General features: G+C 67.6%; 7 protein-coding genes. All 7 read right to left on the minus strand.

Annotated elements, in window-relative coordinates; genetic code table 11:
- Positions 1–17: 17 nt before the first annotated feature.
- The 7 genes from K1X11_RS01145 to K1X11_RS01175 all read right to left on the minus strand — a co-directional run bounded on the left by K1X11_RS01145 (position 18) and on the right by K1X11_RS01175 (position 13,924).
- Positions 18–2,402, minus strand: coding sequence for a glutamine amidotransferase (locus tag K1X11_RS01145; protein ID WP_221028971.1), 2,385 nt, complete (start codon positions 2,400–2,402; stop codon positions 18–20).
- 184 nt (positions 2,403–2,586) lie between these two features.
- On the minus strand, positions 2,587–6,336 hold the full coding sequence (locus K1X11_RS01150; protein WP_221028970.1) for a coiled-coil domain-containing protein: 3,750 nt from the start codon (positions 6,334–6,336) through the stop codon (positions 2,587–2,589).
- 4 nt (positions 6,337–6,340) lie between these two features.
- Entirely contained in the window at positions 6,341–8,416 is a 2,076-nt protein-coding gene (locus K1X11_RS01155) for a BatA domain-containing protein (protein WP_221028969.1), read from the minus strand.
- Entirely contained in the window at positions 8,413–9,297 is an 885-nt protein-coding gene (locus K1X11_RS01160) for a DUF58 domain-containing protein (RefSeq protein ID WP_221028968.1), read from the minus strand. Before K1X11_RS01160 ends, K1X11_RS01155 begins: the two co-directional genes overlap by 4 nt.
- Before the next feature lie 50 nt (positions 9,298–9,347).
- A complete protein-coding gene (locus tag K1X11_RS01165; protein WP_221028967.1) occupies positions 9,348–10,343 on the minus strand; it encodes an AAA family ATPase in 996 nt (331 codons plus the stop codon).
- A gap of 48 nt (positions 10,344–10,391) precedes the next feature.
- The gene (locus K1X11_RS01170) at positions 10,392–11,261 is read right to left on the minus strand and encodes a DUF4159 domain-containing protein (RefSeq protein ID WP_221028966.1); all 870 of its coding nucleotides are present in this window, start codon (positions 11,259–11,261) and stop codon (positions 10,392–10,394) included.
- Positions 11,258–13,924: a tetratricopeptide repeat protein gene (locus K1X11_RS01175; RefSeq protein ID WP_221028965.1), complete on the minus strand. Its 2,667-nt coding sequence runs from the start codon at positions 13,922–13,924 to the stop codon at positions 11,258–11,260. The genes K1X11_RS01170 and K1X11_RS01175 overlap by 4 nt, the downstream gene beginning before the upstream one ends.
- Positions 13,925–13,938 lie beyond the last annotated feature (14 nt).

Raw genomic sequence — 13,938 nt, forward strand, 5'->3', positions numbered from 1 at the left:
AGCGTGATCGAACGTGCTCACGGCAGGCCTTTCCAGCGTCGCCAGATCCATTCGGCGGTCCAGCAACCGAGCATGAGGATGAAGATGACGCCGTTGTGCCAGAGCGGCAGGGAACGCGATTCGGTGATGGGCGCAGGGGCGCGCGTGAGGGTGGCGGAGAGATTGGCTAAACCCTCGCGATCGGCCAGCTGGAGCACCTGTCCGCCTGTCTTGAAGGCGAGGGCTTCGAGCAGGGCGAGGTTGGGTTCCAGGGAGGCAAACTCGGCGCTGAGCGGATCATGGACCCAGCCGCCATCGTCGCGGCCGAGGAGTTTGCCGGTGCGATCGGTGACTTCGGCGCTCACGCGATACGCGCCCGGATCGCGGGCGGTGAAGGTCGCGGTGTAGCGGCCGGGGGCATCGATCTCGGGTTCGGCGGTGAGGGTGACGGTGGTGAAGGCGTTTTGGGTCGGTTCGCCGGATCCGACGACGTGCTCGATGGTGAGGTTCACGCGGGCCAGATCGAGCGGGCGGTAGGCTTCGTCGCGCACCGTGACGCGCAGGCGCATGGCTTCGGGGGCGTCCTCGGCGGGCGCGAGCTGGAGTTCGACCTGGCTGGGCACGTCGGTGACGAGCCAGCGTGAAAGTTGACGCCAGAAGCGGGCGAGGTCGGCTTGGCTGCCGGCGTCCTGCAGGCCCCAGCGCCAGAGGTCGCCGACGGTGACCGCGGCGACGCGACCGGCGCCGAAACGTTGGGCGGCGAGACCGGGAAAGGTGCGTCCCTCGTCGTCGGTCAGCGAGGCCAGCACGGTCGCGCCCGGTTTGGTGTCGGTGAGACCGTTGGCGATGAGGAAGGCGGGCATGTCGGCGAGCCGGTTGCGCTCGTCTTCGGCGTTGGGCAGGATGCGCACCCAGGGCTCGACCCAGCCCTCGCGGGTGAGGTCCCAGCGCAACTCGCCGCGCGGCGCGCGATCGGCGCGGCGGTCGAGGTAGATGGGCAGGGCGGCAGCGAGGGGGGAGTCGGCGTAACCGCCGTTTTCGAGGGTGTCGGCGCCCCCGAGGAAGAGCAGGCCGCCGCCGCGTTCGGCGGCGAAACGGCGCAGCAGCATCTGTTGGCTGGTGTTGAAGAACGCGGCCTCCACGTCGTCGAGAATGATGGCGTCGTAGGCAAAGAGCTCTTCGGCGGTGCGCGGGAAACCGGCCCGCAACTCCTCCTCGTCGCGGGTGTTGAGGCGGGTGAGCACGGGTTCGTCGTAGCGGGGCGCGGCGTCGGTCTCGCCATCGAAACCGCGGAAGAGCGGGTTGTTGGATTCGCCCGCGCCGCCGCGGAATTCGAACTTGGGCTCGCGGCGGGCGAGGCGGAGGAGGGCGACGAGGTCGAGCTGCGGGTCGTCGGCAAGGGCACGGTTGAGGAACTTAAACTCCCAGTTGGGACGGCCGCCGACGTAGAGAATGCGGTAGGCGGGGCGACCGCGATCGATCATGAGATGGCGGCGGTTGTTGAGCGGGGTGGCTTCTGCGTTGGTGGAGTCGGCATCGGTCAGTTGGGCGCTGACGGTGTAGAACTGCACGCCGCTGCCGCTCGGGCGCCACTCGAAGGTCGTGTCGGCGACGGCGGTGGGATCGGTGGGCAGGTCGAGGCTGCGCGCGGGTGGTAGAGCGCTGGCGAGGGATTGGTCGAGCGGAGCGATGCGGAGGGTGGTAGCTGCGCCGTCGAGGCCGGTGCCGGTGATGGCGGTGCGCACGGCCACCGGCGCGTCATCGAAGGCGGTTTGGCGCAGGTCGGCGCGACTGATGCGCAGATCGCGCACGCTGTTGGGCGCTCCGATCACGACGGGGTAGATAGGCGGCAGGCCGTCGAGGTTGGGGAGCGTGGCGTCGAGGTCGGTGGCGTTGCCATCGGTGAGCAGCACGACGCCGGCGAGCGGTTGATCGGCGAGGCGGTCGCGGAGCTGGCGCAGGGCCGTGCCAAGGTCGGAGCGGTTGCCGCGATGGTCGAGTTGTTCGAAGCTGGCGATGCGACGCAGGTCACGGTCGAAGGCGTAGGAACGCAGTTGAAACTCGCGGGACAGGTCGTCGAGCCACGGGGTGTCGGGCGCGAGCAAGGCTTCGCGCAGGACGGCGGCGCGGGTGGTGTCGGCACCGATTTCGGTGATGTCGAGACCGCGGCTATTGTCGGCGATGACGGCGACGATATTGGCGCCGCGTTTCGCGCGGGACACGATCCACTGCGGATCGAGGAGCGCGAGCAGGAGGAGGGCGATGCCGAGTCCGCGTAGACCGAGGCCGACGGCGAGTGCGGCGCGGTTGGGCTGCGCGGGTTGGAGCGCATACCAGGCGAGGGCGCCGAGGAGGGCGGCGAGCGGAAGGGCGAAGACCCACCAGGAGGCGCCCGCAAAGGAGATGAGGGCCAACGGGGTCATGCCGGGTGGGGATGTCGGGCGTTGGCGTGGAGATGTCGGGCGTAAAGCCCGACCCACAGCGAGGAAGGATGGGCGTGGGCGTGGGGATGTCGGGCATGAAGCCCGACCCACAAGGGAAAGTGGGCGGATGCCGGGTGTGGGTCGGGCTTTATGCCCGACGTAGTGAAATTTTCGCTACGCACGCTCATTCTTGATTTGGGGTGGAGGTGCCGAGGGACTCGTAGTAGCGGCGGACGGATTCGGCGAATTTCTCCGGCACGGGATCGCGGTCGATGGGTTGCAGGGAGGTCGGATCCTCGCGGCGGGCGAGTTCCTGCTGCAGCCAGGTCTGCACCTCGACCAAGGGCTCCAGAATGCCGGTTTCCACCAGGTCCCATTGCGGATCGGCGCCGTGACGTTGCCACTCGGCGCGCTGGGCTTCGGCTTCGGCGCGGGCTTCGCTGAGGCGCTGACGCAGCTGTTCGTCCTCGAGCAAGGATTCGACGGTGCGGAGGCGATCGGCCCAGTCGGCGAAATCGGAACCGGTGAGCGGGCCGTTGCCGGGCTGGCGTTGGTTGCCGCCGGGTTGCTCGGACGGATTGCCGCCGAGGAGCTGGGCCAGGGCTTGGGCGAGGGCTTCGTCTTCGGTTGGGGAGTCGCCGGGGGCGTCGCCCGGAGAGTCGCTGGGCGAGTTGGATGCGGAGCCCGAGGGGGACGGGGATTGGGCGTCGCTGGGGCGGTTGTTGGGGGGGCCGGGGTCACCGACTCCGGCTACAGATTGGGTGGTTTCTGCGGAATCGGGTTCGGTGCCGTTGGGGCCGGGTTGATTGCCGTGCTCGGAACCGGGGTCACCGACCCCGGCTACAGATTGGGTGCCTTGCTCTTGGCCGGGTTCGGTGTCGCTAGGGCCGGGTTGATTGTCTTCTTCTGAACCGGGGTCACCGACCCCGGCTACAGCGGTGGGGTCTGAACCGGGCTCGGTGCCGGGTTGGGTTTCATCTTCGCCGGTGGCGGCGCGGCGTTCTTGGGCGAGTTGTTCGGCGAGGTCTTCCAGTTCGTTGGTAGCGAAGCGCATTTCGGTGGCTTCGTTGCCGAGCACGGAATCGGCGGCGCGTTCGATGCCTTGGCGGAGTTGTTCGAAGTCTTCCTGGATGCCGGCCTGACGTTGGCCGGCCTGTTCGAGGAATCCCTGGCGCAGGAGTTCGGCGGTGGTTTCGAGATCGCGGGTGGGGCCTTGGGTGCCTTGCTCGCGCATGAGGTCGTAAAGTTGGCGGTGGAGCGTCGGTTCGGTGCCTTCGCTGTCTTCGGTGACTTGACGCAGGTCGTCGAGGAGTTCGGCGTGGCGTTCCTGCTGGGCGGCGATGGCCTCGGCGAGGTCTTCGTTGGCGGCGGAACCGTCGAGGCTGGGCGGGGCGTCGGCGCGCTCGTTGAACTGTTCGGCAAGTTGCTCCTGTTGTTCGCTCAGTTCGCGGGCCTGACGGCGGAGCTCGCGTAGTTGATCGGCAAATACGCTGGAGGATTCGTCGCGCATTTCGTCGCTGGTCTGTTGGAGTTGTTCCTGGGCGCGGGTGCCGGCGGCGAGCGCGGAGGAGACTTCGCCATCGGCGAGGCGCTCGCTGGACTGCTGCATGTTCTCGCGGGTGTCCTCGAGTTGCTGGCGGGCCTGTTCGCGTTGCTCGCCGGGTTGCATGCGGTCGAGGCGTTGGCGGGCTTCGTCGAGGTCGGCGAGCATGCGACGTTGCTCTTCCTCGAGGCGCTTGAGTTCGCGGCGGATCTCCTCGCGCTCGGCCTCGGACGTGGCGGCGGCGAGGGCGGTCTGCAGTTCCTGGAGACGATCGTTGAGGTCCTGTTGGCGGCGGGAAAGTTCGCGCAGTCGGGAGAGGAGGTTGAGTTGTTCGCGATCTTCCGGAGTCGTCTCGTTCTCGGCCTGGCTTTGGGTGGCGTAGTCGTTGGAATCGCGCCGCATGCGGAGCTGGTCGATCTGGTTGCGGTTGCGGCTGCCGCTGCCTCCTCCGTTCTGGTTTTGGACAATGTTGTTTTCTTTGGGCTGGAGACGGAGCAGGGCTTGGAAGGCGGCCTGTGAGCCTTTCCAGGCGGCGTCGAGCGGATCGGTGCTGGGCGTGGATGCAGCGTCGGCGAGTTCGTCGAGAGCGATATCCATGGAGCGGTCGGCGAGTTCGGCGGCGCCGCGCAGGCGCGGGTCGTCCAACTGGGCGCGCACCTCGGCGAGTTGGGAACGGGCCTGGGCCTGGGAGTCGCGCAGGACTTCGACATCGTTGACGTAGCTCTCATCGGTGGCCTGCGCCTCCTGGCGGAGTTTCCAGATGGCGATGGAGAGCTGGCGTTGAATCTCGATCAGCTCGCCGGCCGGGCCGCCGCTTTGCATACCGGATTGGGCACCGCCGGCGCCGTCGCTGTCTTCGCGGAAGATCTCGTCGAGCGGGCGAACCTCGGCGAAGAAGAGATCGCCGGTGGAGCGGCGGACACTGCCGTCGGGGGCGTAGTCGTCGGCCCAGGCGAACCAGGTGATGAGTTCGTCGACTTCGACGTCACGTTCTTCGAGCGGGATGAGGTGACTCACCTCGGCCTGGAGGACGGCATCGGGTGAGTCGTGATAGGAAATGTATTCGGGATCGGCGCTGCCGATGGCGGTGGCGATCCCGTAGTCGAGCAGGCCAAAGTCGTCGCGGAGTTCGGCCTGCAGGGTGATCTCCTGGATGGGCGAGACACGTTGATCGCCGCGTGGGAAGAGCAAGGTGAGTTCCGGGCGGGTGTTGGGTGCGACCTCGATGCGGATGTCGGCCGGGACGGGATCCGTGCGGCCATCGGCGGTGACGAGGTGCAGTTTGTAGCGCGCGCTCTCGCTGAGGGTGGTGGTGAGGTTGAAGAGCGTGGCGTCGTCGTTGGCGGCGGTGAGCGGGGTGACGGTGCCGTGCTCGTCGTCGTGCAGTTCGGCGCGGGCGACGGGGCGATTGATGATGAACTGATAGTCGAGGTGCGTGCCTTCGACGGCGCTGATGCGACGGGTGTCGGTGATGGTGCGATCGCTAAAGCCGGTGTAGTCGGGGTAATCGAGGATGGCGTCGGCGCGCACGAGGGTCGGCAGCTCAAAGACGGTGAGGGCGAAGTCAGTGGTGGAGTCGTCGTCGTAGGAAACCGAATACACGGTGTCGGCCGTGATGTCGCTGAGCGTGGTGGCGAAGACCGGATCGGAGAGACTGCGCACCATGGGCGTGCGAGCGGAAAGACCATCGGCGTTTTGCCAGACGAGGTGCGCGGTGGTCGGCAGCGCGTTGGCCGGGAAGCGGGCGGCGATCACGACGGTGGCGCCGCGTTCGACCTCCTGGTTGCCGGGCGTAACTTCGATCGTGGTGGTGGGCGTGATGCCGGGGGCGTGGCTCCAGACGAGATCCCAGGTCGTGCGCCACGGAGCGCTTTGGTGGAGGGCGAAGAAACCGATGATGACGGCGGCGCCGAGGGTGGCGAAGTGGGCGAGGGCGTATTGGCGGGCGGCGGAGCGCGGCGTGGTATGCCAGGCGGAGACGGCGGCGTGGTCGAGGGCGTGTTTGAGCAGGCGGCGCTGGAGGAAGGTGAGGGGGGCGCCGTCGCGGGGTTTTTGTTCGGCCGCGGTGCGCAGGGCTTCCTTCAGCTCGGGGTAATCCCGCTCGATGGCGCGGGCCGTCGCGATGAGATCGAAGCGGTTGCGCACGGCGCGCCAAAGCGTGGCGCTGACAGCAGCGAGCAGGGCGAGCAGCAGCAGCGGACCGAGCCAGGGCGCGAAGCCGGGGACGATCCAGCGGAGGGTCAGCAGGACGAGTGCGATGGCGGCGAAGATGCCCCAAACGTGGATGCCGTGGCGGTGGAGCTGGGCGGACTGATGGTGGCGCGCGATGCTGCGCAGCTCCTCGTGGAGCCGAGCGTCGAAGGAAAAGAAAAGGCGGAAGGGACGGCGCATGGGGTCAGTTCAGGGCGGTGGCGCGCCGGGCGATGCGCAGGGAAAAGAAACTCTCGGCCGCGAGCAGGAGGGCGGCGGCGAGGAGGAGCCAGCGCCAGAGCTTTTGGCGGGATTCGGTGAGGTAGGCGGCTTCGGTGCGTTGTTGGGCGGCATCGAGCGGAGTCGCGACGCGGTCGGCGCCGGCGAGCGGAGCGCCAAGTTGGGCGAAGACATCTAGATCGAGCGGGGGGAGGTCGCTCTCGCTGGAAGGGACGTTGAGCGCGACGGTGCGCGGGGGCAGGTTGTCGCGACGAAGTTGATACAGGCCCGGGGCGGTGCGAGGGAGATCCGGATCAAGTGAGGTCAGGCTTGCGTAGGGGCCGAGGCGGTCGAGTTGATCGAGCTCGCTGACGGAGGCGCGCAGGGTGCCGCCGGCGGTGCGTTCCGCGAGAGCCTGAAGCCAGGGGACAAATTTGGAGGAGAGGACCCATTGGCTGGAGGTGGGCGTCCAGCCGCCGGTCCACCAGACGATGCGTCCGCGGCCGAGGGAGGCTTCGAGCACGGCGGGGCTGCCATCGTCGAAGCGGGCGGCGACCACGGCGGTCGAGTTGGGCGGCAACGTGAGGTGCGGGCGCGACCAGAAACGGATGCGGCTGAAGTCGCTGTAGCGCGGATCGGCGAAGGGCAGGAAGAGCGGATGGGTGAAATCGATCTGACCGAAAAGCGCGTAACCGGAGGACGTGGTGGCGGCGTCGGCGAAGCCCCAAGCCGGCTCGTCGAGGAGGCGGGCGGCTTGGGTCGCGGCGGCAGGGGAATCGAGCAGGAACACGGCGGTCGCGCCGGCTTCCACCTGCGCGCGGATGGCGGGCAGCAGCGCGTCGGCGGGCGGCGACGGGGCGAGGATGAAGGGTGGCAGGCTGGCGGAAGTCGTCGGATCGGCCAGCGGCGGCAGTTGATCGGTCAACGTCGGCACGGGATCACGCCAACCGGCGAGGGCGCGGGTCAGATAGTAGGCCGGGTCTGCGGGATCGTCGGCGTTGGTGGAACCGAGAAGGACGGTGGGCAAGGCACGTTCGGCGGGACGAACGACCCAGAGTTGGTTGTCGAAGGGCACGGCATCGCCTTCGAGGCGAATGGAGAGGGCGTCGGGCGCGTTCTCCGGCACGGGCAGCAGCACGGTGGTCGCACCGCCGCGGGCGACAACTTGAGTGGTCGGGGCGCTGAGCGGAGTGTTGGTGGACGGATCGAGCAGAGTCAGTTGCACCGAGGTGGTTGGCGTGTCGTATCCGGCGACAAGGCGCACGCGGGCGGGCGGCGACGGTTGTTCGCTGGTGGCGATGCCCCAGCCGAGCCATTGCAGGGCGATGTTGCTCGTCGAGGCTGAGGCGTCGGGGTCAACGCGATCAAGGTGCAGCTCGAGTCCATCGGGCCAAGCGATGCTGGCGAGACCACTCACGCGGGTGCCGCGAGCGAGATCGGATACGACGTGGAGCACGGGGGCGGACGGTTGGGTCTGGTCGGCGGCGCTGAGTTCCTGATGCCGTTCGAGGGCGGCGCGCACGGCGTCGTCGAGATGGAAGGCGGAGCCGCCGGGCGCGGGCAATTGATCGAGCAAACCGGCGACGAGGGATTCGCGATCGTCGGGCGCGGTCGCGCGCCAGGTTTCGGTGGTGATCAGCGGGAGGCCGCTGTCATCCGCGACCAGCAGGGTGAAGTCATCCAGGGGCGCGAGTTCCGTCGCCAAGTTCTGGATACGGAGCTTGGCCGCGGTCCAGAGTCCCGCGCGTTGCATGCTGGCGCTGCGATCAAGGATGGCCATCACGTGGTGCGGCGGTTCGGCCGTGGGGGTGATGGGATTGGCGGTGTTGAAGAAAGGGCGGGCAAAGGCCAGCGCGAGCAGGGCGAGGATGAGCAGACGGAGCAGGAGCAACCACGGATGCTGGATGCGGCTGCGACGGTCGAGGCGGGGCGCGGACGGCGTGAGAAAACGCACGGCGCTGAAGGTCACCCGGTCTTTGGTGGCACGGCGAATGAGGTGCGCCAGGATGGGCACCGCGAGCGCGGCCAGACCGGCCAGAAACCACGGAGCGAGCAAACTCATGCGGCGGCGGATTGGCGCAGGAAGGCGCGCAGGGTGAGGTCGAGCGGGCGACCGGTGTCGACGGACTGCAAGGGCACGCCGGCGCGGTGGAGGGCGTCGCGCACGGCGCCGGTGTGGGCGGCGAAGTTTTTCTGGTAGGTCGCGCGGGCCTGAGCGGGGTCGACGTAGAGGTTTTGGTCGGATTCGAGATCTTCCCAGATCGCGGCGTGGCCGAAGCCTTCGAGGGTGAGTTCGGCCGGATCGAGGATCTGCAGCGCCCGCAGATCATGACCGGCGGCGGCGAGGTGGGCGAGGGACGCGGACCATTCGTCGGCCGGGGAGAGGAAGTCGGAGAGCAGGACGATGAGCGTGCGTTTGGGGCAGAGGCGGCGGACTTCGTCGAGGGCCGGGCCCATGGCGGTGGTGCGGGAGGCGGGTTCGCGGGCGAGGGCGGCGTATAGGTGGGCGAGGTGGCCGGGGCGCCAGCGCGGGGGCAGCGTGTGGTGGACGGTTTGGTCGAAGAGCGCGAGACCGACGACGTCGCGTTGGGCGTGCAGGAAACAGGCGAGGGTGGCGGCGAGGGTGCGGGCGTAGTCGAGTTTTGAATACCCGCGGGAGCCGAAGGTCATGGAGCGGCTCGTATCCAACACGATGAGACAGCGCAGGTTGGTTTCGTCCTCGTATTTCTTGAGGTAGAAGCGGTCGGTGCGGGCGAAGGCTTTCCAGTCGAGGTAGCGCAGATCGTCGCCGGGGCTGTATTGGCGGTATTCGGTGAACTCGGACGAGAAGCCCGAGTAGGGACTGCGGTGCAGTCCGCTGGCCAGACCCTCCATCACGGTGCGCGCACGCAACTCCAGATCGCGGATCGCGAGCAAGGCGGCAGGATCGAGAGAGACGGACATGGGGAAGTAAGAAGTAGGAAGTATGAAGTAGGAAGTTGAGGGGGCGGGCTTTAGGGCGTGGGGACGTGGGCGATTAGTTTTTGAATGACGTCGTCGACGGTGACGCCGTCGGCTTCGGCGCGGTAGTTGAGGAGGAGGCGGTGACGGAAGACGGGGGCGGCAAGGGCGCGAATGTCGTCGGCACTGGCGTGGGTGCGGCCGAGCCAGAGGGCGCGGGCTTTGGCGCCGATGACGAGGGCTTGGGCGGCGCGGGTGCCGGCGCCCCAGTTGAGCCAGTTGTTGACGAAGTCGGGCGCACCGTCGCGGTGCGGGCGAGACGCGGCGGCGAGGCGCACGGCGTAGGAGACGTTGTCGCTCGCGATGGGCACGTCGCGGGCAAGCGATTGGAAGGCAATGGCTTCCTCGGCACTAAAGACCGGCGTGATGGGCGCGGGTTTGGCGGAGGTGGTGCGGGTGACGACCTCGATCTCCTGCGCTTCGGGCAGGTAGTCGATGAGGACGTTGAAGAGGAAGCGGTCAAGCTGGGCCTCGGGCAGCGGATAGGTGCCTTCCATCTCCACCGGGTTTTGGGTGGCGAGGACGAAGAAGGGTTCAGCGAGTTGGTGGCGCACGCCGGCGGCGGTGACCTGATGCTCCTGCATGGCCTCGAGCAGGGCGGCCTGGGTTTTGGGTGGGGTGCGGTTGATCTCGTCGGCGAGGAGGAGATTGGCGAAGACCGGACCGGGCACGAAGGTGAGTTGGCGGCCGGAGTCGGTCTCGGTGAGGATCTCGGTGCCGGTGATGTCGGCCGGCATGAGATCGGGCGTAAATTGGATACGCTGGAACTTGAGGTGGAAGGCCTGGGCGACGGATTTGACGAGGAGGGTTTTGGCGAGGCCGGGCGCGCCGGTGAGCAGGCAGTGGCCGCCTGCGAGCATGGCAACGAGGAGCTGCTCGATCACGTCCTCCTGGCCGACGATGGTTTTGGCGAGTTCGGCGCGGACGCGGTCGCGGCCCGCTTCGAGGGCGGCAAAGGCGGATTCGTCGGAGAGAGGTGGGGTGGTCATGTAGGATGTAAGATGTGGGATGTAAGATGTGAGTGGTGTGGCGCGGCCTCAGTGCGTCATGGCGTAGTAGATGATGTTGATGGCCATGGGGTAGGCCATCTTCTCGGCGAAGCGGCGGAAGTAGGTTGGGTCTTCGCCTTCGCGTTCCCAGCCGTCGCCGAGGTCGGTGTTGTGGCAGAAGATGGCCATCATGCGGCCCTTGTCGTCGTAGTAGGCCCAGTAGTGCGGCGGGCCGGAGTTGCGTTCGTCGGAACGGCCACCGCGCATGTAGAAATCGATGCCGGGCATTTGGGGCTTTTCGTCGAGGTCGAAGATGATGTGGAAGATGGGATGATCGATCTCGAGTTCGACGGGGTCGCGGTCGGGGAACACGCGGGCGAACTCGCGGCGCACGTTGTCCCAATCCTCTTCGCCCCAGAAATCGTCGAGCATGATGAAACCGCCGTTGAGCAAGTAGTCGCGCAGCGCGGTGACTTCCTCGTCGCGGAACATGAGGCGGCCCGGTTCCACCATGTAGACGAAGGGGTAGTGGCGGAGTTGCTCGGGCTCGATGTCGATGTAGGTGACCTCCGGATTGACCTTGAGGGCGGTCATTTGCTGGAGGCGGAACATCAAGTTGAGATCGGCGTCGGGGGCGTCGGTGGCCCAGCGGCCGCGGCCTCCTCCCCAGCCGCCCCAACCTCCCCAGCTGCCGCCCCAACTTTCGTAGCGGAGGCGGGCGAAGGAGAAGACATCGTTTTGAAAGGCCGGATCGACCGTCCACTCGGGCGTGTTGCGGCGATCACGATCGCGGTCGTCGCGACGGTCGCGACGCTGGGCGTCGGCGGGGACGGCGCAGGTGAGGGCGAGGATGGCCAGAAGGGCGAAGGTGGGGAGACGCCAGCTGAAGCCGGCGCTACGGGAGGGGCGTCGGATCATGGCGTGGCGGAGGCAGTGGCGGGAAGTCGGGCAAGGAGACGGTAGGCGTCGCGGTAGCGCGGGGCTTCGGCGAGGGCTAGGAGCACGTGACGGCGGGCGGAGGCGGGATCGCCTTCGGCTTGGAAGAGTTCGGCGAGGTTGTAGTGCAGGGCGGCGCGGTCGGGCGGATCGAGTCGGAGCAGGGTTTGCGCGGCGGTGATGGCGGTGCCGGACTCGCCGAGCGCACGGTGCGCTTCGAAGCGGGCACGCCACGGGGTAGTGGCAAGGGGATTCACAGCGATCCACGCATCGCTCCAGCGGGCCATGGCGGCGGTGTCGTCGGCGGCGGTGGCGAGGGACAGCAGACGCGTGATGGCGGAGAGGGCCTCGGCTTGGTTGGCAACGATGGCCTCAAGCGTGGCGCGCTCGGCAGCGGTGTCACCAAGTTCTCGATACGCGCGGGCGAGCAGGGTGTGGACGTTGAAGGGTTCGGGCAGGTAGAGACCGGTGGCGGCGATGGGGGCGAGTTCGTCGCGGATCTTTTCCCAGTCGCCGGCTTCGACGGCGGGGCGGAGGGAATCGAGCAGCTGCGGGAGGTTGTCGTCGCCGAACGGCAGCGGCAGCGAGGAGAGGTCGACGGGGCGGAGGAATTGAGTGAGCAGGTTGCCCTCTTCGGCGGGATCGGGTTCGGCGGGCGGTTGCGGCAGATCGAGATCGTAATCGGGGGCGAGGGCGGCGGCGCGTTCCTCGGCGAAGGCGACGAAGCCGGTCTCGAGATCGGGCAGAGGATCGAACCAGGCGGCGAGGGCGTCGTTGATGGGTTGGCCGCCGGCGAGATCGGCGAGCATGCCGCGGAGCGGTTCGAAGCCGTAGCGTTCCACCAGGAATTCGACGACGAGGTAGGATTGGTAGTAGGCGAAGAGGGTGTCGTCGGAGGTGCGGGCTTCGACGAAGGCGGCGCTCATGTCGGAGATGGGCTGGATGCGGCCGTTGACGATGCGGTTGTAGTAGTCGACCGACATGCGTTGGCCCCAGGCGGGATCGCGGCGCAGCTCCTCGTAAACGGAGATGCCTTCGCTGAGCCAGCGGGGCATGCGGTTTTTGGTGAGCGTGAGGGTGATGACGTGGGCGAATTCGTGCCAGAGCACGGCCTCCCAATTGGCGCGGGAGGCGGCAGGGCTGTTGACGGTGAAGACGGGGCCGAAGCAGACGCCGAGGTAGCCGCCCACGCCGGGCATGCCGAAGGTGCGCACGGCGAAGTCGGCCGGGTCGGGATAGATTTCGACGGTGGTGATTTGCTCGAGTTGAATGCCGTAGCGCTCGCTCAGGTCGACCCGGGCGGATTCGAGGAGGGCGAGGGCGCGTTGACCGTAGATGGGCGCTTCTTCGGGCGACATGCGGATGCGGAAGTGCGGGCTCTCGACGGTGGTGAAAGCGGCGACGCGGTCGCGCAGAGAGGTGAGGTTGTAGGCCTCGATGTTGTAGCCGTCGTTGGCGTGGACGAGTTCGGCGATGGCCCAGCCCTCGTCTTCGTGGCCGAGGCGGAGCAGGTCCTGAGCGAGTTGGAGGCGGGCGGGCTGGTAGGTCGGATCGAGGGCGAGGGCGCGGCGTTGGGCGGCGGCGCCTTCGGCGAAGCGATATTGGCGGGAGAGCTTTTCGCCGATGAGGTAGTCGGGACGCGGGTTGGTGGGCCAGAGGGCGAGGGCGAGTTCGCGTTGGATGGCGGCGAGGTCGTTTTCGTCGCGCAGGTAGGAGATGGCGGCGCGGTAGGCGAGGGCGTCGGGTTGGCGCGGGTTGACCTCGAGGACCTGTTCAATGGCGTTGGCGGCGGCGGCGTAGTCCTCGGCGTCGATGTGATGATCAGCGAGTTGGAGGTGGGCGCCGATGTGGCGGGCGTTGCGGGCGAGGGCGCGGTAGAGGTGGCTGATGAAGGCCTGGGTGTTGGACGGGCGGAAAGCCTCGGCGAGGCCGAGGAGCAGATCCGGATCTTCCGGATAATGTTCGAGCCCGGCGCGGAAGGTGCGAGAAGCGAGAGCGGGGTCCTGTTTGTCGAGCGCGAGGCGGCCGGCGACGATGAAGGCCTCGCGGGCGGGGGCGGGTTTTTCCTGGGCGGGTTTAAGGAAGCGATCGAGGACGAACTTGGGTTCAACGCCGGCGGCGAGGGCGCTGTGGGCGATAGCGGCGAGGAAGCCGGAATCCTCGAGAGCATTGGAGCCGCGGTAGGCGGCAGCCATGTTGATGGAGCGCACGAGGTCGTTCTGGGAGAGGGGCTCCTGGGGGCCGGCGGTGGCGATGAAGCGCTCGGCGTCGCGGCGCAGCATCATGAGCCAGAGGCTGTCGCTGTTGACGACGACGCCCAGACCGAGGAGGTCGTAGGCTTCGCGGTAGCGGCCGAGAGTGAGCAGCGAGTCAGCTTCGATGCGCCACCAATCCTCGTTCTCTTCGTCGGCGGCGCGACCGGCTTGGGCGAGCTTGATGGCCTCCTCGTAACTGCCGGTGATGAAGGCGTCCCAGGCGCGGTCGAGGTCGGGCGCGGATTGGGCCGTCGCCGAGATAGCGGACGCCAAAATGGCGGCGGCGACCCCGAGAATCTTCAGGTGGCTCCAACGGAGAAAGGCGGCGGGCAAAGCGATGTGGCCTGCGGTCATCAACGGCACGGTGGAATAGACGGACGAAGGAACCATTTCGCGACCGCAAA

The sequence above is a fragment of the Actomonas aquatica genome, from assembly GCF_019679435.2.
GTDB classification, from domain to species: domain Bacteria; phylum Verrucomicrobiota; class Verrucomicrobiia; order Opitutales; family Opitutaceae; genus Actomonas; species Actomonas aquatica.